Source organism: Paraflavisolibacter caeni, assembly GCF_025628885.1.
In the GTDB taxonomy this organism is placed as follows: domain Bacteria; phylum Bacteroidota; class Bacteroidia; order Chitinophagales; family Chitinophagaceae; genus Flavisolibacter; species Flavisolibacter caeni.
Window position 1 is genome coordinate 1 of record NZ_JAOTIF010000020.1, and the last position, 17,811, is coordinate 17,811.

Consider the following 17,811-nt stretch of genomic DNA (forward strand, 5'->3'; position numbering starts at 1 on the left):
GGGGATTATCTCCATTGATTATGTGACAGGAGATTTTAAGTTTAAGGGTAAAAAATACAAGGTGGCTGCAAGAAATGAGTTGCTTCCTTACCTTTATTTTGATCCACAACTTGTCATGATAAAGTTTGCAGAAGCTCATGACACTCCTGCTTTTCAAAAAACTAAAGGAGAAATGCGTACTTATTTTGTAGGAGACACTGTCCAATTAAGAAAGCATCAGTTTATTATTAAAGAGGTTTCACCACTTTTGGAGAATATAACTATTCAACGGTTGGGAAAGACAAAGGAGTAGATTATTTATGCGAGTACTCAAAAGACTTATTATTTTCTGCTTCTTAATCATCCATGCTGCTTTTACATGGGGGCAAGATGGCTTTATTAAGGGTTCACCCGAATTAGCCTATTGGAAGATCGGTAACAAAAAGGAGGTCGTTATTGTTTTACATGGAGGGCCTGCTGCTGCGCATAATTACTTACGACCGGAGTGGGATCAACTTAGTAAGGCTGCCCAGGTGATCTATTATGACCAAAGGGGATGCGGGAAAAGTGAAAAAGCTACCTGTTATAGTTGGCGGGAGCACGTGGAGGATTTAAAAAGAGTGATCAACACTGTTGCCAATGGGAAAAGAGTGATCCTGGCGGGTTCTTCCTGGGGCTATAGGCTTGCACTTCTTTATGCCTATACTTACCCAGAAGATGTCAAAGCAATGATTCTCTCCGGAACAGTTAAATGGAGAGGTGGGGTAAAAGAACCAAAGGATTGCGCCCTTTATGCTCCTGACACTAAATGGAATCCTAATGATTATAGAGAAGATACGGTTATATTCTCCTCATTCAATTTCTATCAACCACCATTAAAGGACTCTAGTCAATTGAAAACTGGCAGAAAAGAGAAGTTTTTTGAAGGTAATAACTATTCATTTCAATATACAATGAATAGTCTTCAGGAAGCTCCGGCATTGCAGCAGTTAGCTAAGATCAATACTCGTATACTGGTATTCCAGGCTGTAGGCTGCCAACAAAATATCAATAAGGATGCTGCACACGAATTGATTGGCGTGCTTCCTAATTTAGAGGTGTACCCTATTAAAGATGCCTGTCATGATCCCTGGTATACGCATACGGAAGAGTTTTTTAAGAAATGTAATGAGTTTATCAAAAAGGTAAAGGCATAGCTAATTCATTGAGTTTATTTATTAGGACTCGTCTGTGGGTGGCTTGGTAATTAGGGATAGATTGCAAGTGATGAGTCCACTTGACAACTTAAAAATGGAGTGATAAAAGTTGTATTGGCAATTAATTTATGAGAGTCGTTTTATCAATAATACTTTTTATAGTTTGTCTCCGAGTTGAAGGGCAAGACGTTTCTTATACTTCTTTCCCGCAGCAAAAGAAATATACAGATTCTTTAGTAAACCTTATTGATTTGAATAAGGATTTAATTGAAATGCAACTCCAGGGAAATGATTCAACTTTTGGTCCATATAGTGGGAAGTATTTTTATAATCCAGAAGGCAAAGCTATTCTTAAGGTTGAATGTAACTTTGTATTTGACACATTAGGAAGGAAGGTTCTTTATTACAGTAAAGATCATTTAATAAAGGCAGTTGATAACAAGATCAATTATTACTACCTCAATGATTCCCTTATAAACGAATTTGGAATAAAAGAAAATACAAACCAAATAATGAATATTTTAGTATTTCAGAAGAACCTAATGAATTTGCTAAAAATACTTGTGTCTAATTAAACTGCCAATAACAATCGGCTTTTAAAAATGGCAGCCATGTGCTAATTCGGTAAATCAATAATTAACTTAAAACTGCCACTAAAAACCTAACTATGAGAATAATCTTTTCTGGACTGTTTCTACTGATAGCTTTCATTTCTTTTGGACAGGCATCTATCAATCCTAAAGGCAGTGTTAATATTGACTCTATAATGGAAGCAAGCGCAAAGGCTGCAATCGGTCGACCTTTTCCTGAGTTTGAAGCATCAAACGAACATGGCAGGATCAACAAGAAAGCCTTTAAAGGCAAAGTAGTTTTGATAAACTTCTGGTTTGAAGGCTGCCACCCCTGTATGGCTGAAATGGAAGCACTTAACGAACTCTATAGAAAACTTAAAGACCGTAAGGACTTTGAATTTATTTCTTTTACATGGGATAATGCCGAAGCCATAAAAAGAGTAAAAGAAAAGTTTGGACTTCAGTTTAAAATTTACTCTATTAAAGATGCAGAGTGTAGGCGGTTGAACCAACACAATGGTTATCCAACCAGTATTGTAGTGGACAAAAACGGGAAGATAGCCTACCTGGTCTGTGGTGGGACTACTGATAAAGACAAGGCAAGAGAATTTGTGATGAACGAGCTGCTTTCTGAGATCACTAAGGCGCTTTAGCAGCAGCCAAAATCAATGTTTCAGCAATGGTGGCTGGGTAGACACCGTCAGTTTTCAAATCTCTATCGAACACCATTTCTTTAACCAAGCAACGGTAACGTAGACTGCCGCTAATGGTTGAGACGCCTGAAATGGTTGGCAGCAAGGTATTGGTGTTATCAGCTATGACTGATGATGTTATGTTAGGAAACTGCTCTGAGGCCACTTTTAGAAAATATATCGTTTATATGACTTTAGCCAGATTGTTAGGTACATTGCTGGCACAATTGATATTTTTACCCAGTGCAGACCTTCTTGCGTTTATAGCAACAATGATGTAATAACGCCTGTGCTGCGAAAGTCCATATTTGTGAAATGGCTGCTCCTGAACTATCTTTCAGCAATGAATCACCAATCAGCGGCTTCAACCCTTTCAAAAATACCTTACCTGCAGGAAGCTATGAGGTAATATGGAAAATTGAACTGGGTCAATATGATGAAGCTGACGAATAAATTGTAAAAGACATACCATATATGACAAAAAATGATGACTAATATTAAACCACGAAGGTTTTGGATTTCCTCAAAATAATTAAATACAATAGTAAAATGGAAAATCAAGCCGCTATTACAGCACAATATAAAGCAGCAAGACTCGCAGGACTCCTGTATCTGATTGCTATGGCTACTGGATTCTTCGCGGAATTTTATGTACGCTTCCCTTCCACTCTTGTTGTAAGCGGAGATGCTGCAAAAACAGCCAGTAATATTATGGCTAATGAACGACTATATCGTATCGGTATTGCCAACAATTTAATCACCTTTGCTATTGATGTGCCACTTATCTGGGCTCTTTATGTATTACTAAGACCTGTAAACAGAAATCTTGCCTTGCTTGCAGTATTCTTCAGGCTGATAGAGACAACGATTGCCTGCGTTGCTATTATCAATTATTATGTTGCTATGCAGTTCATCAGTGATGCTGACCATCTGAAAGCATTCGATTCAAATCAAATACAAGCACTGTCGATATTACATGATACATATGCTTTGACCTTTGTTGTTGTCGCAATTTTTTTAGGTTTGGGATCAGCAGTGTTTAATTATTTACTATTCAAGTCAAGATATATACCCAGGGTATTGGCTGCCTGGGGTATATTTTCTTCATTTCTATTGCTGATAAGTCAATTCGCTATCGTTATTTTCCCTGAGGTGGAGAAAACCATTATACCTGCCTGTTATGGTCCTATCGCTATCGATGAAATTGCTCTTGGTTTTTGGCTCTTGATCAAGGGAGCCAATATTCCTAAAATGGAATCCTGAAATTGATTCAATACGACATGTGACAAAAAGTATAGAGAATAACAACGAATCGCTAACATGGGGTTTCATGGAATGACAGCTATGCATTACATTTAAGTTGTAAATAATAAATCAACAACAGAATAGGATTGTTGCTGCATTAGCCCAGACTGTCTGTACAACTGCAATATCTTCTAGGTTAAGGTCTATCCCCTAAGAGCGCAAACAAGTACAACCATGATAAAATCAATTTTCACCTGTTTGGCTTTCTTGTTTTTCTATTCTTGTAGGTCTACTGATCATGATAAAAAAAGTGCTGCACCTAACATTAAAGTAGCCCCTCACGCACCATTGTCGCTAAGGATTTTTGCTGTAGACAGTGTATACAACCCCTATTTCCCCGATACAGGTTTGGTGTTCAAAAGCGATAAAGATCTATCCATATATTTTTTCCAGACCAATAAGGTTTTTGATTCTTTTCGTACAAAGCGATTGCTCGATCACAACAATAGCAACTCTATAAAGCTGGCGGATATCACGGCAGGTCATTATTACGCTGACCGGATGGATTATTTGTTCTTTAAGCATTTTAAAGGGGCACCAAAAAATAACACATCTATGGGTATGCTCAGTTTTTTCTCCCCTCTTTCGGAGTTGGTTCCATTGAAAGAAAGATTTGAGTTATTCGACAGCTTTCCGGAAGAGGTGCGCAATAATGAAGTGGGCAAAAAGACCCTTCAAATATTGCAAGAGTACTCCTTTGATAGAAATATTGGCTTGAATATGTTGAAATTCAAGAAATTAGGGTTGAAAGATACCGCTGGCCATATCAACATGATTGAGGACCTGTTTGCAAGTGAACATGACTACTATATAGTCATATTTGGTGCGTCCTGGTGTGGGCCTTGTAGGTTAGAGGAGTTCCAGATGAGGCACTGGATAAAAGCCATAGATACTTCAAAAGTTAAACTAATTGGATTATCGGTGGATACCAAAGAAGAGAAATGGAGGAAATATGTACAAGAAGAGAAAAATCCATGGAATAGTTACCTGCTGGAAGGGGGTTGGCACAACACGTTGGTCAAAGAACTTGGCGTTGAAAGCATTCCCAGGAACTTTCTTATTAGCAGCAACAGGGAGATCATCATGGAGCATACAGATATAAGAAGAATATTAAAGAAGCTGCCTTTTTTGAATGTGGAGTAAGTATTGAAACTATTGATAGGAAAATCAATCACAAAGTCCACTCTTTGCCATTTGACTTGGGGCTAGCTCTCCGATTTTAATTCCCCCTTTCTGCCAATCAGTATTTCTAAAATGCTTTAATCTGAAATCTAACAGCTTATAACAGAATAGAGGATCATTGCAACACTTACAATGGAGTTGCATCACTATTCATTTTTGAGGAGCTGCCAGTATCGGCACAAAGGGGTTAAGTTCTATGTTTTTTCAACTGACATCATAATTCTTAATCCATATTACTATTGATGAATTTTATAACTTTGCTAATAAAATTAGCATTTGCCTTATTATAGAATTGTGATATGGACCAGTCGGCGGCGGGAACCTTATTCGGGGATCCGGCAGATCGAGAACTATAATGTGGATGCGGTGCAACATATCATGAGGGTGAAGGCGGAGGAAACCTATAGAAGGGATTTGATTGATGTGGAGGTACAGATGATATCCAAGACCAGTACTGCTGTAAGGCAGTATTTTGAAGCTTTCAAAAAGAGGATGGAGGCGAAGAAGTGGCCGGAGGATAAGCCTTTTACGCCGGCATTGAGGCGGAGGGATTATTATAACAGATAGAATACTTTGATTAGGATGGCTCTAATTGATATAGAAATAGCCTGTTTGATGTATATGAAATATGCAAACATGAGAAGGAGAAGCTGGGCAAGAGCAGCTTTGTGAATGAGTGAGCGGTAATGGAGCGGAGCATGAGGCGACAGGGGGGCCTTAACCAGATGTTTACCATAACAATCACTCCTCTGCATGTCAGAGGGCAGGAAGCAATGGGCATCTCCGCCCCATTGGATAAAGAGCTGGAATATGCTATCAGAAAAATCAAGGGCATCAAGTGGAGCGGAGCACATCATCTTTGGTATTTGCCCTTAGATAAAGAACAGTACCTTATTCTTAAGGAAATACTTAATGATAAGGTGCAGCTGGATAGCACCCTTCTGCGCCAGTAACTGGAGCAAAAGAAGAGTGTGCAGCCTCTGCTGAAAACTGAAAAAATTTCTAAGCAAAGAGCAGATATGCTTTTGCAGTTTCCCTTAAATAAAGACAACCTCCAGGCTTTCACCCAATACCAGGAATTGCTACAGCTCAAAGGCTATAGTCCACAAACACTAAAGACCTATTGCAATGAATTTCATCTGTTGCTGCGTCTCTTAGGTAAAGGAAAAGTGAGCGGGATGACGAAAGAGGGGGGAAGGTGTTATAGTGCCACACGCCTGAATACTGCTATCAATGCCCTGAAGTTTTACTTTGAACAGGTGCTAAACAGGGGCCGCGAGTTCTATGACCTGCCTAGACCTAAGAAGCCAAAGAAGTTGCCTACCGTACTGGCAGAAAGCGAAGTAGCCAGGATTATTTTGCAAACGAAGAATTTAAAGCATAGAGCACTTTTGATGACAGCTTACTCTGCCGGTCTAAGAGTAAGTGAGCTGGTAAAGTTGAGGATAAAGGATATTGATCCGGGGCGTATGATGATCCATATCCGGGAGGGCAAAGGCGGGAAAGGCCGGATGGTGCCACTGAGCCAGACCTTGCTGGAGACACTAAGGATATATTATCAGCAGTATAAACCAGGGGAATACCTTTTTGAAGGGGAAAATGGAGGGCCATACAGTGCCCGGAGTGCCCAGGAGATACTAAAAAAGGCCAAGAGGTGGGCAGGCATTCAAAAGAAAGGCAGCATTCACCTGTTGCGTCATTCTTATGCTACTCATTTGCTGGAAGCGGGTACAGATGTTAGATATATCCAGGTGCTTTTAGGCCACAATAGTTTAAAAACGACCTTAAGGTATACCCATGTGAGCAAGCTGAAGCTGGGTAGCATACAAAGTCCGCTGGACCGGTTGAAATTGGAGTAAGCAGTTGCGTTTTTTATATTTTCAGATTGACACTACAGATGGGCTCATGCAGATGGGGCTATACAAAAAACTCAATTGGAAGTGATTGATTTTGTGGGGGTAAGGGTTATTTCTTAAATTTTTGCAGGGTGGCGGGCATATGACTAAATTTACTCGTTGTAGGCAATGCCAAACCGACAAGATGAAACAATTAACACTTCTATTTTATTCAATATTCTTAATCAGTTGTAATCAAAGTGTACAAACTCAAAGTAACACTATTCAGAAGTCGGGCAAAAGCAGTTATGCGACTGAACTTATAGACAATGGTTTTCTAAAGTATGCGGATAGTTCAAAGATTGACAGTTTAAAAACTCAACTCACAAGCTCATTCGACATTTATGAAGATGGCAATTTTAAAATAGCTCATATCGACGCAGAGGAGCTTGCTGAATTTAGCTTTGACTTTTTTCTTCCGAGCCTTAATAGAATTTTAGCTAAAAGAGACATCAATTTATCTGCTCAAAGACTAAACGACAAAGAAAATTCGTTTGATGCTTTAATTAATGGTGACAGAATACAACTATACACCCAAAAAGATTTAGACAACAATACATTTTGGGACACTGCTTCAAGAAATTTCTTTCGAAAAGTAAATGAAATACTAAGGACAAAAAACAGTGATGAACAGTTTTATTTATTATATGGTGGTAACGATTTACACGCAATACTTTTGACCGACAAGCAGTTTTCAATTATAGCGGATTATTATAAAAATGAGCCTAAAGAAATTCCATACAAGCCATGACAGCACTACCTACAACATCGATTTTTCGGCCATGGCGGCTTACAACCAAGATCAACTTTCATTTTACTATTGAACCTGTTAACTTTATCCAGAGTATCGGAACACAGACTGCCGCCACTGGCCTAAATATCTGGAAACCGTTGTACGCCACCTTTTGAGATGTAGTTTGTAAATTTGGGAAGGACAACTATTGAGTTTTAGAGTGATAAAGCTTCAATCATTGAAGAAAAAAGAATTGAACAAAACTCTGATATGAACTGTGGCGACAAACTTGAAACAGCATAGTAAAACGATGCAAACAATCAAAACAAACGGATCATTATGAAACTCGGAACTGTTGTGACAACAAGTTTTATTGTAGGTTTAATTCTTACCCTTGTAGGAGCGTACCTGAAAATAACTCATTCTGAAGGAGCAGGCACATGGTTGTGCATTGGCATTATTGCTTCCCTTGTGTTTATCGGGACTGCTATTTATGAAGTAAGGTCTTCTACGAGGATAAACACTGCAGAAAAAAACATGTGGACACTTGCTTTTATATTCTTTAGCGGAATTACAGGGCTGGTTTATATTCTGATGGGCAGAAAAAGAATCACTGCAAACCCTTAATGTGTTATTGACGTTTACTTTCTCTTTTAATCACACATTTATTAATTAATGGGTGGAACAGGAAAAACATGGCGGCGTACAACAAAAATGTTTCCACACTACTGGAACCATGATTACAATCAACTTTCAAATCTCTAATGAACAATATATCTTTAGCCAAACAGATGTAACCCAGACTGCCATCAGTGCCAGAAACATCTTGAAACCGTTGGCAGCAAAGCTTTATGCACCTCAGTTTATGAAACAGGCATTGACATTTTTACTTTTCTTCCCACTTTCCGTTACCCTGTTCGGACAAGATACTTTTTTTAGACCCACTTACGTTTTTAAAGGCTCTATCATAACCGATAAAGGACAAGAATTGAAGGTTAACATGAACTTCTTAGTTCTTCTCGACTCTACCCTTGTCGGCTCTTATTATTACAAACCTTCCAACGGTTCACTAAAACTTGTTGGACAGCTAAATAGCGATAACACCTTTGTTTTGGTTGAGAGAAACGAGAGAGACAACATAACTGGCTACTTTAATGGTACTTTAGCTGTTGATAAAAAAGCTGCATCAGGAGAATGGACAACACCTTCAAAAGATAAGCAATTTAGTTTCCTGCTGAGCAGAATAGAAGGAAAATCCTATTGGGACTACATCAAAAAGAATAGAAGCCTTTATGAGTATTCCAACCTGAACTTAGCCATTAAGGAAAGTGATAAAGTATTCTGCATTGATGTGGCAAGCCAGGGATTGAACAAGTTGCCAAAACAGCTCGATAGACTAAAAAACGTGGTTTCTATTAATCTGCTCGGCAATGAGTTTACATCGTTTCCAACAATCCTGACCCATTTAACATCTTTGGACGAAATATCATTAAGTTCCAACAGGCTGAAAACAGTCGGTAGGGAAATAAAACATTTAAAGAACCTGCGTATTTTAATACTGAACAATAACCAGTTGACAGAACTGCCTAAAGAAATTGGTGAGTTGTCCAATCTGTTGTATTTAGAAATAGGTAATAATAAACTGAAACGGTTGCCAGATGAAATAAAGTATTTGATAAATCTTCAGGAACTACATATTGAAAGAAATTCTCTTAGTGAAGCTGAAAAACTGAAAATTAAGAGACTGCTTCCTAATACTGTGGTTCACTTCTGACTAAGCCTATGCTGCCAACATCTGTTTTTCTGCAATGGCGGCTCTATATATGTAACCAGCTTGTAAATACCGGTTGAACGCTATAACTTTATTCCAGCTACAGTATCTGGTACTGCCACCATTGACAGAAACACTTTTAATCGTTGTATGCAACCTTATGAAGACCTATAATATCAAGATAATATCTCAGAGGAACTCGATTATTCTAATCGCATTATTATTATCTATTTTTATTGGCGGACGGTTAATGCTTCTTCCAAAAAGCATCAATCAAGGTCTTGCCATACTCCTGACAGCTTTAGTTGCCGTAATTTCTTACCTCTTGTGGCAAAAATTAGTAACTGGAAAAACTGAATGGACGTTGGATGATACTGGGCTGCAAGTTATCTGGATGAAACAATTCGCCTTTACCCATATAGAAGATATTCGTCTCAGTTGGTCAGATATTGATAGTTTCAGTGACAAGGCAGATCTTAATTATCATACTTTCAAAATAAAACTTCGTTCAGGTCAAACAGTAAAGTTCTATCATGATAACCTGACTACAGGAGACGATTATAAGCAATTTACAGAGGACTTTGCCCTGTTGTTCAAAGCCATGCAAGCTGCAGCCAACAACAATGTTTGAAAAACAGTGGCTCTATCGCTACATTTATGCTGTAAACAAATAATCAACCAAGCATGGTGAGTGAACCCTGGTAACACAGACTACCACTGTTTCTCAAACACTTGCTACCGTTATGTGCAACTCTATGAAACAGTTCCTATACTTAGCTTTTATATTATCAAGTCTCAGCTCTTGTGGGGAAGAAGGCCAAAGCGATGCCGCTACCGTACAACCTGTTATTACTGAACAGCCGCCACAACCCAGCAATCAACCCTCTAAAGCCCAGACACCTGTGTTATTTGTGCAGTGGCATTACCCTGATTCTGTAGATGGATTAAAAGCACTGGAGATTCGGCAGAAGGTGGAAAACAAGATAGATGCAGCCCTTAGGACAAAAGGGCAAGGTCAGTGGTTTGCAGGGGACTTAGGACCTGGTGGAGCAAATATGCTCTATGAAGTTCACAGCCATGAAAAAGCACTGCCCATTATCTTAGAAGTACTCAAAAAGGAAGGACTGGAAAAAGAAACCCTTATTGCTCAGAGGATATACACCGATGCAGAAAACTGGTCATATAAAGTTGTTTATCCCAAAGACTACCAAGGCGAGTTTAATGACATGTGACCAAAAGCAGCACATAACACAACAGCTTTGTGATAGCAGGGCACCAGCACTATATTTGAACCACAAAACAAGAATCAGCAGCCATGTAAAGGTAGGATTAAGTGACACAAACTATCCTGCCTCCGCAAAGCTGTAAGAAACGTTAGGCGTCATTGTAATTTATAACTTTCGCCAACTTAGGCGGACACATCCATATAACTCTTGGCGCAATCAACCTCTTTTTTGACGCGATTATACCCTATTTATTCTGTGGTTAATCAGTATGTTTGAACCGTAAAAAATCAACATAATAACTATGGCACTAATCAATCCTCACATTAACTTTAACGGAAATGCCGAAGAAGCATTTACGTTTTACAAATCAGTATTTGGCGGAGAGTTTGCAAAGGTTATTCGTTTCAAAGACCTTGCAAGTCCTGAATTCCCGGTAGCAGAAAAAGAAGAAAATAAAATTATGCATATTGCTTTGCCTATCGGAAAAAGTAATATGTTGAGGGCAAATGATGTTCCGGAAAGTATGGGAAAAACCAACGAAAATGAGAACAGAAGTAAAATTGTAATAATTACGGAAAGTAAAGAAGAAGCAGACAAATTATTTAATGGGCTTTCAGTAGGAGGACAAATAGAAGGGCCGATCGGTGATAGTCCTTGGGGTTCATATTTTGGTTGTTTTAGAGACAAATACGGCATTGAATGGATTGTGGAATTTGACCCAAAATATAACGGGAAAGTATAAGCAGAAAACAACGAACGCCTAACAAAAAGTTTTGCAAAAGCAGGGCGTCAAAATTATCTTTAAACTATAAAACATGCTATCAGCAGCCATGCAAAAGATAGGGAGTTGTAACCCAGACTTCCCTGCCTTTGCAAAGCTCTGAAACCGTTGAAGGCAATTTGACAAGACAGCAAATGAATGAGACAATCAATCATAAACAAATACCCAAAACAGAAACTGAATTAGAGCAGTGGATGAAAGAAAATTGCTTCAACTTTGAGGGTTATTCAATAAATGGAAATGCTATTTACGAAGGGTATGGAATTGATAAATCCGGAGGACAATATACTTGGTATTATACAGAACGTGGGCAAAAGAATAATTTAAAATTCTTCCTAACTGAGGAAGAAATTATTGAGTATGCTTATAATCAAATTGCAAATGACAAATGGGCAAAAACACATTGTATAGGGTTTAATATCAATAAAAATGAGGCACTTGAACTTGCCCAAAAGCTCCAAGGCTTAGGCATTGACTTCTTTCAAGATGAAGTACCTTATTACGGCTTGCAGAAACCAGTTTTTAGAACATTCGTACTTGGATGCGATTGCAACCGTGTAAATAATTTAAAAAGAAAATATTATAAAGCACCTCGATAAAAACTGCCTACAACATGAAATATTTGTAAAATGGCTGCTCCAGAACTATCATTCAACTATAAAACAATAATCAACGGCATAGGTATAGTGAGCGGCAGTAACACAGACTTCAACCATTTCTCAAATATCTTTGAACGTTATAATCAATTTAGAAATACACTACCATTGAAAAAACTTTTCCCAATCATATTGCTCTTTGCTGCTTGTACGACAAATTCAAGCAAAGTTGACAAAGCTCAACCTTCAAAAGACACTTTACTGCGACAAACTTCACAATTAAATAAACCAAACCTTGAACCTGAAAGTAAAATACAAACTTTGACACTTAGTTATAATGCATTTTCCTGTACTTGTGGGCAATGGAGTGAATCAAAATTCGACAAGGATTCTACTAATAAGATTCATTATTGGTTAGAACCTGCAAATACAATGTTGGTAAATGCAGATACATTGTTTAATGGCGAATTACCACTACAAATACAAGTAACAGGACAAGTAGCAAATGAAAATGGTTACCCGGTTGGAATAATCTTAGAAAAAGTTCGTTTAGATGAAGCAGCGAAAGTATTCATATATACAAAAATTAAGGTGCTAAAAAATGGACAGAAGAAAAATGGCTACTAACATAGGTTTGCCATTATATAAAATTGTAGTCCACCCAAGGTCTCCCGCTAGGGACATCAGTTCTACACCTTGGCAACAGTGATCCACAAGTGAATATGTGCCCTACTTGCAAAAGCCTTGCAATTGTGTTATCTTGTAAGTAAACGTCAGCTTTATGAAAGGTTTGCTGTTTGCCTTTGCGTCCCTGTATTTTATTTGCTGCACCAAGCAGGCCACCCGGGACGGTGCCGAAGCAAAAAAGTTAGGAGATACTCCCGTCCTGTCGGCTGTCAAAGGAAAGGGCGGCGGAACTCCCACTGCTCCTACCACCTTTACCAAATACACTATCCAACAGGGGGCCCACGAATGTGACCAGCGGACGCTTAAGTCGGTCTCGGGCACTTCGATGAACTTCGTGGCCCAATTCGACAGCACGGCCATCTACCCAGCCGTCATTACTGACTACAACCATGCCTACGATGCAAACAAGCTCTGGGGCTTCTCGGAAGGGCTGAACAATCAATACAACAGCGCGCGCCTGGGCTGGCGCTGGCTGAATGGCAAACTGGAGTTGCTTGCCTACGTGTATGTAAAAGGCACGCTGCTGCGCGATCCCATTTCCTATGACCCTCCATTTATTAAAGCCGTGGAAATTGGCAGGGAAATCAATTGCAGTATTGCGGTTTCGGGCAGCAGCTATGTCTTCACTGTGGATGGCGTGGCGGTGAAAACAGCGCGGGGCACGTCTGCTTCCACCTTTAGCGGCTACCAGCAGTATCCTTATTTCGGCGGCACGCTGACGGCGCCGCACCTGATGAACTTCTATATCAAGTGAGATGGTGAGTGGTGAACAGCATATCTTTACCCCAGCTACGGAATCATGGACTGCCGCCACAGCAGCAAGCCCTGTTCGTTAGCGGTAATGCAAAAAACCTTGCAGTTATGGTGTACAATATTTTAAACGGCGACTCCCTTGCTTACAGTTTTCCAGATGCAAAAATTGAAGGGGAGATTATTGTTGTTAGAGAAGGTCTTATTGACGGAGAATTATCAGGCGATAACCTGCATGACTTTTGGCAATCAAGAGCCAGATACGTGAGAATAACAGAAACCGAATACAATAATTCTGTTGTAAAAGAATTTGAAAAAATAATAAATGCGCCTAATCATTCAGAGTTTAATCTTTGGTTTGAGTATGACTTGTTTTGTCAGGTAAATATGTGGTTTGTTATTTCAATTATCAATAGTTTGCCAATAAAGAAAAAAGTTTTTGCTGTTTATACTTCTTACTTAGACAAAACCAATAAACAGTTTTGGAATGGCTTTGGACCAGCAAAGTCAGATGAACTTAAAGTTTGTTATGCGGATAGAATTCCTTTAAGTGAAGCCGACATAAATTTCGGGCAAGAGTTGTGGAAAGCATACAAAAACGGTAACCTTGAAGAGTTGACAAATCTCTCAAAGCATCAATCTTCAGCTTTTCCGTATTTACAAGAAGTAGTAAAGGCACATGTTGACCGCTTTCCAAAAGATGGGACAAAAGGAAGACCTGAAAAAGTTATTGAAGACATCATAAAAAATATTTCTACTGATTTTCATAAAGTGTTCGAAGAATTTTGGAACCGCGAAAGCATTTATGGCTTTGGTGACACTCAATTAAAAAGTCTCTATGACAAAGTAATGCACTACCGCTAACATTGGTTTGGGGCTATGGCGGCTGAACGAACATGAACTCATCGTCCAGTCCGCTGCTCAGCTGCGATTCTGGCTGACGAATAACGCCGGGCGACAGAATATAACTTCAACTTTATAACTTTACTCAACTTCGGTTCGGGCTGAAGGATCACGGAATATCGCCAAAGCGCCAAGCCTCGGCTTTAGCCGCTACTTTTCCGCAATTCTAAAACAGAATCAATGGATGCAGAAACTTTATTGTTTAAACTAAGGGATGCGCTTAACACACATGACATTGAAGCCTTTGTTGCATGTTTTGACGAAAACTATTACAGTGAGCAGCCTGCTCATCCTGCCCGTACATTCCAAGGACGAGAGCAGGTGAGAAAGAACTGGGCTTCTAATTTTGAGGAAATGCCTGACTTTTCAGCTCAGTTAATAAGACACGCCATCAGCCATGACACACTATGGACGGAATGGGAATGGCAAGGAACAAGAAGAGACACCAGTAAACTGTTCATGCGTGGCGTGATGATCATGGGTGTAGAAGAGGGTAAGATTACTTGGGGCAGATTGTATGTAGAACCTGTGGAAGTGAGTGGGAAAGGTATTGAGGGGGCTGTGGCAGAAGTCATGCATGGCAAGAAAACTAGTTAATGTAACAGACGCTGAGAAAAGCATTTGCTGCTTCTAACATTAATTTTTCTGCGCTGGCGGATTCAAATTGGTAACCAGCTTTTAGATCTTTACTAAACACCATATCTTTATCCAGGCTAATGAAACAAGGACTGCCGCCACGGCAGAAACACCTTGAATCGTTGTATGCAAACTGTTCAATTAAACTTCAGTATACTACCTTTTTCGTAACTTTCTATTAATCTATTTAAAAGATTTAACCAATCAATATGGGACATTTTACTATTGATCTTCCCGATAATAGACATGGAGATGTTAGGTGGGGGAAAGTAAGAAAGTTGCAATTCCCTTTTCTCTGGCTAACAAGGAAAAATAGGGATGAAAAAATGGGTTATATAATTAAGGTTAATCCTGCTGTTGATGGCGTAAGTATGTTTCAGCTTTTTAAAACAAAAGAGGGCAAATGGTTCCAAGACCCAGATGAAAGAAAGCAAGTGGAAGATAAAATTACACTTGCTATAAAAGATGCTATTGAGAAGCATGAACAAACAACTTAAAAAATAGCTAATACCATATTAGTCTGTATACAACATTGATTTTTAAGCCATGACGGCTTTATGACCAGTATCAACTTTCGTCTTATAATTAAACCTGTTAGCTTTATCCTGAGTAACGGAACACTGACTGCCACCTCGGGCAGAAACATCTGAATCCGCTGCCTGCAAGTTGATGTCCCTGCTCTTCACATTTAATTGCGAATAGCAATACTCTCGAAGGCTATTAAGTTAGTAGCTTTCTTTAGAGGCTACAATTTTTGCTGTCTGTTGACGATTGCCTGTTGTTTATATATATTGGATTGAAGTAATCATTTTATAGTCTTAGTTTACCTGTGTATCAGAATGATATACTAACTATAACGAATTATAATGAAATCATACAATTTACTTAATCAAGAAGAAAAGAGTGTTCAACCTTCATCACAATCTACCTTTACAATTGGACGGACGTTTGGCATCCTGTTATTGCTTCAATTAATCGCAGCTCTCACACTGCCCTTTATATTGTCTAAACCAGTAACTTATGGTTCTCCGGCTTTCCTTACTGCTGTGGCAGCGCATTCCTTTCAGATTCGATCGGCTGTGCTTCTCTCTTTCGTAGGTTCGGGACTAACCGTTTATCTTGGTATAACTGCGTTTCAGATATTTAGGCACTATAATATATCCGTTGCGCTATTGTTTGTGGTGGTTTGTGCTATCAGTTGCACTTTGGATATCGTGCAGGCCGGTACCATCATGTCGATGCTGTCAATAAGCAATGCGTTCGTTGCTTCAGGTGCCGCAAATTCCGAGCGGTACGAGGTTATTGGTGCGGCGATAGCTGCTGTGAGACGCTCAGCCCATATTATGCAGTTGCTTGCTATTGGCGCTTGGATGTTTGTTTTCTATATTTCACTGTTGCGCTTCAAACTGATTCCGCGTGTGTTAGCCGCCATAGGAGTCCTTGGGGTAACACTTCAATTCATTGGAGTAACATTAATGATGCTCCTGGGGTATCCTTCAATTGGAGAGATGGCTATGCCTTTGCTTCCTATCCAGATAACTGTTGCCGTATGGCTGATGATCAAAGGCTTCAACAACCCTACTCTAAAGTCAGGAGCTGTTTCGGACGTTAGATAAAGTTTATAATAGGGAACCTGCAGGCAACATTCGTATTTGTAAAACGGCTGATTCTAAGCTATCTTTCAACAATGAAACATTAATCAACGGCATAGGTACAGTGAAGCGGAAGGAATCCAGACGACAGCCTATTCACAAATACCTTTGACCGTTGGGCACAAAATTGCATGATTTTAAGTAGATTTACTTCATTAAGCTCTTTCACTTTAAAATACGGAGGTTATTATGATTCATCAAGAAAGTTCTGCCCCGGTGACTTCAGAATACGAACAGAAGTGGATTGAGGGTTTGAATAATGGAAACGTTTCTGTGGCTGATGAAGTATTTCAGCCTGACTGTGTTATTCATATTAATGGTAATCCACAGCGAGACCTTTCATTAGATAACTTCAAGCAAATGATGGCAGGACTTCTCGTTGCCTTCCCAGATCTGAATTTAACTATCAATGATCAATTCACTTCTGGAGAAAAAGTTTGCACCAGATGGACCGCTAAAGGAACAAATACAGGACCTTTCGGTGAAATGCAAGCCACTGGCAGAGGGATTGAAATTGAAGGGCTTATTATTGACCACGTAGTAAACGGAAGAGTAGCAAAGCGATGGGAGTTATGGGACCAAATGGCTATGATGCAGCAGCTCGGGCTGGTTTGACCCAGAACATACCTCTTTGGTAATAGTACTTGCTGATAAAGAAAATTGATATTGGCATCAATCCTAAAGTTGTTTGTAAAGAGCTTTTCCTTTTCGACCCTTTACTTTATTACAATTTCTCTTGCATTCGTTGCATATCATTATCACCTCTATTCACCTACACTAAAAATCATAGTACCAGACGGTTACACAGGTGAAGTAAGTTTGATTCTGTCAAATGTTGATAAAAACATCTTGACTGTGGACAGCAATGGCTTAGGCTATGTAAATAAATGGACTTTCAAAAAAACTTATTCGCACCCAGAAGTAATTACCTCAAGCGGCAAAAAAATAAACAACCAGTGTGTTGGTTTTAATCCTTCTACTTTTTGGAGTTTGAACAAGTTTTGTTGTGTGGACGGAAAAGTAATTAGATCATTGTCCTTTGAAATAGTGCCCGAAGACAAGTTGGAACAAAAACAATATTATAGAAGAGGGTTAGCTGGATTGGTAGATACCAGAAAACTTTACGCTGTGGAGGAACATGAACTGCTGCCAGTCCGAAAAGCCTCTGTCTCGTTGTAAGCAACCCTGACAAAGACACTCTTAATTATCAGTACTTAAATAGTTTGCTATGAAACAGAATTTTTTCTCACCCATC

Annotated in this window: 26 protein-coding genes; all 26 read left to right on the forward strand. The window is 39.2% G+C overall.

The window, feature by feature from the left end:
• Positions 1 to 292 (forward strand): hypothetical protein (locus OCK74_RS19625; protein WP_279298783.1); only part of this gene is annotated, 292 nt, incomplete at its 5' end.
• A 7-nt stretch (positions 293 to 299) separates the two neighbouring features.
• Entirely contained in the window at positions 300 to 1,175 is an 876-nt protein-coding gene (locus tag OCK74_RS19630) for an alpha/beta fold hydrolase (RefSeq protein ID WP_279298784.1), read from the forward strand.
• 251 nt (positions 1,176 to 1,426) lie between these two features.
• Positions 1,427 to 1,750: a hypothetical protein gene (locus OCK74_RS19635; RefSeq protein ID WP_279298785.1), complete on the forward strand. Its 324-nt coding sequence runs from the start codon at positions 1,427 to 1,429 to the stop codon at positions 1,748 to 1,750.
• A gap of 92 nt (positions 1,751 to 1,842) precedes the next feature.
• Positions 1,843 to 2,400 (forward strand): TlpA family protein disulfide reductase, encoded by a 558-nt coding sequence (locus OCK74_RS19640; RefSeq protein WP_279298786.1) that lies wholly within the window; start codon positions 1,843 to 1,845, stop codon positions 2,398 to 2,400.
• A 113-nt stretch (positions 2,401 to 2,513) separates the two neighbouring features.
• A complete protein-coding gene (locus OCK74_RS19645; protein ID WP_279298787.1) occupies positions 2,514 to 2,720 on the forward strand; it encodes a lipid II flippase family protein in 207 nt (68 codons plus the stop codon).
• 34 nt (positions 2,721 to 2,754) lie between these two features.
• Positions 2,755 to 2,892, forward strand: coding sequence for a hypothetical protein (locus tag OCK74_RS19650; protein WP_279298788.1), 138 nt, complete (start codon positions 2,755 to 2,757; stop codon positions 2,890 to 2,892).
• 96 nt (positions 2,893 to 2,988) lie between these two features.
• Positions 2,989 to 3,702, forward strand: coding sequence for a DUF4386 domain-containing protein (locus OCK74_RS19655; protein ID WP_279298789.1), 714 nt, complete (start codon positions 2,989 to 2,991; stop codon positions 3,700 to 3,702).
• Positions 3,703 to 3,918: 216 nt separating this feature from the next.
• Positions 3,919 to 4,887: a TlpA family protein disulfide reductase gene (locus tag OCK74_RS19660; RefSeq protein WP_279298790.1), complete on the forward strand. Its 969-nt coding sequence runs from the start codon at positions 3,919 to 3,921 to the stop codon at positions 4,885 to 4,887.
• Positions 4,888 to 5,202: 315 nt separating this feature from the next.
• A complete protein-coding gene (locus OCK74_RS19665) occupies positions 5,203 to 5,493 on the forward strand; it encodes a hypothetical protein (protein ID WP_279298791.1) in 291 nt (96 codons plus the stop codon).
• Between the two features lie 158 nt (positions 5,494 to 5,651).
• Positions 5,652 to 5,879: a hypothetical protein gene (locus OCK74_RS19670; protein ID WP_279298792.1), complete on the forward strand. Its 228-nt coding sequence runs from the start codon at positions 5,652 to 5,654 to the stop codon at positions 5,877 to 5,879.
• 66 nt (positions 5,880 to 5,945) lie between these two features.
• Complete coding sequence (locus OCK74_RS19675) at positions 5,946 to 6,785, forward strand: tyrosine-type recombinase/integrase (protein ID WP_279298793.1); 840 nt, start codon at positions 5,946 to 5,948, stop codon at positions 6,783 to 6,785.
• Positions 6,786 to 6,966: 181 nt separating this feature from the next.
• Complete coding sequence (locus OCK74_RS19680; protein WP_279298794.1) at positions 6,967 to 7,572, forward strand: hypothetical protein; 606 nt, start codon at positions 6,967 to 6,969, stop codon at positions 7,570 to 7,572.
• A 321-nt stretch (positions 7,573 to 7,893) separates the two neighbouring features.
• Positions 7,894 to 8,181, forward strand: a complete 288-nt coding sequence (locus OCK74_RS19685) for a hypothetical protein (protein ID WP_279298795.1) — start codon at positions 7,894 to 7,896, stop codon at positions 8,179 to 8,181.
• A gap of 109 nt (positions 8,182 to 8,290) precedes the next feature.
• A complete protein-coding gene (locus OCK74_RS19690; RefSeq protein WP_279298796.1) occupies positions 8,291 to 9,328 on the forward strand; it encodes a leucine-rich repeat domain-containing protein in 1,038 nt (345 codons plus the stop codon).
• Positions 9,329 to 9,485: 157 nt separating this feature from the next.
• A complete protein-coding gene (locus OCK74_RS19695) occupies positions 9,486 to 9,956 on the forward strand; it encodes a hypothetical protein (protein WP_279298797.1) in 471 nt (156 codons plus the stop codon).
• 124 nt (positions 9,957 to 10,080) lie between these two features.
• On the forward strand, positions 10,081 to 10,557 hold the full coding sequence (locus OCK74_RS19700) for a hypothetical protein (RefSeq protein ID WP_279298798.1): 477 nt from the start codon (positions 10,081 to 10,083) through the stop codon (positions 10,555 to 10,557).
• A gap of 295 nt (positions 10,558 to 10,852) precedes the next feature.
• Positions 10,853 to 11,293, forward strand: a complete 441-nt coding sequence (locus tag OCK74_RS19705; RefSeq protein ID WP_279298799.1) for a VOC family protein — start codon at positions 10,853 to 10,855, stop codon at positions 11,291 to 11,293.
• 128 nt (positions 11,294 to 11,421) lie between these two features.
• A complete protein-coding gene (locus tag OCK74_RS19710; protein ID WP_279298800.1) occupies positions 11,422 to 11,931 on the forward strand; it encodes a hypothetical protein in 510 nt (169 codons plus the stop codon).
• Positions 11,932 to 11,961: 30 nt separating this feature from the next.
• Complete coding sequence (locus OCK74_RS19715; protein ID WP_279298801.1) at positions 11,962 to 12,555, forward strand: hypothetical protein; 594 nt, start codon at positions 11,962 to 11,964, stop codon at positions 12,553 to 12,555.
• Positions 12,556 to 12,709: 154 nt separating this feature from the next.
• Entirely contained in the window at positions 12,710 to 13,369 is a 660-nt protein-coding gene (locus OCK74_RS19720) for a hypothetical protein (protein ID WP_279298802.1), read from the forward strand.
• Between the two features lie 107 nt (positions 13,370 to 13,476).
• Entirely contained in the window at positions 13,477 to 14,229 is a 753-nt protein-coding gene (locus OCK74_RS19725) for a hypothetical protein (RefSeq protein ID WP_279298803.1), read from the forward strand.
• Positions 14,230 to 14,448: 219 nt separating this feature from the next.
• Positions 14,449 to 14,865 carry a nuclear transport factor 2 family protein gene (locus tag OCK74_RS19730; protein ID WP_279298804.1) on the forward strand — a complete coding sequence of 139 codons (417 nt, stop codon included), beginning with the start codon at positions 14,449 to 14,451 and terminating at the stop codon, positions 14,863 to 14,865.
• Positions 14,866 to 15,113: 248 nt separating this feature from the next.
• Positions 15,114 to 15,401, forward strand: a complete 288-nt coding sequence (locus OCK74_RS19735; protein WP_279298805.1) for a hypothetical protein — start codon at positions 15,114 to 15,116, stop codon at positions 15,399 to 15,401.
• Between the two features lie 369 nt (positions 15,402 to 15,770).
• A complete protein-coding gene (locus tag OCK74_RS19740) occupies positions 15,771 to 16,520 on the forward strand; it encodes a DUF4386 domain-containing protein (protein ID WP_279298806.1) in 750 nt (249 codons plus the stop codon).
• A gap of 225 nt (positions 16,521 to 16,745) precedes the next feature.
• Entirely contained in the window at positions 16,746 to 17,171 is a 426-nt protein-coding gene (locus OCK74_RS19745) for an ester cyclase (RefSeq protein WP_279298807.1), read from the forward strand.
• Between the two features lie 51 nt (positions 17,172 to 17,222).
• Positions 17,223 to 17,735, forward strand: coding sequence for a hypothetical protein (locus OCK74_RS19750; protein ID WP_279298808.1), 513 nt, complete (start codon positions 17,223 to 17,225; stop codon positions 17,733 to 17,735).
• Positions 17,736 to 17,811 lie beyond the last annotated feature (76 nt).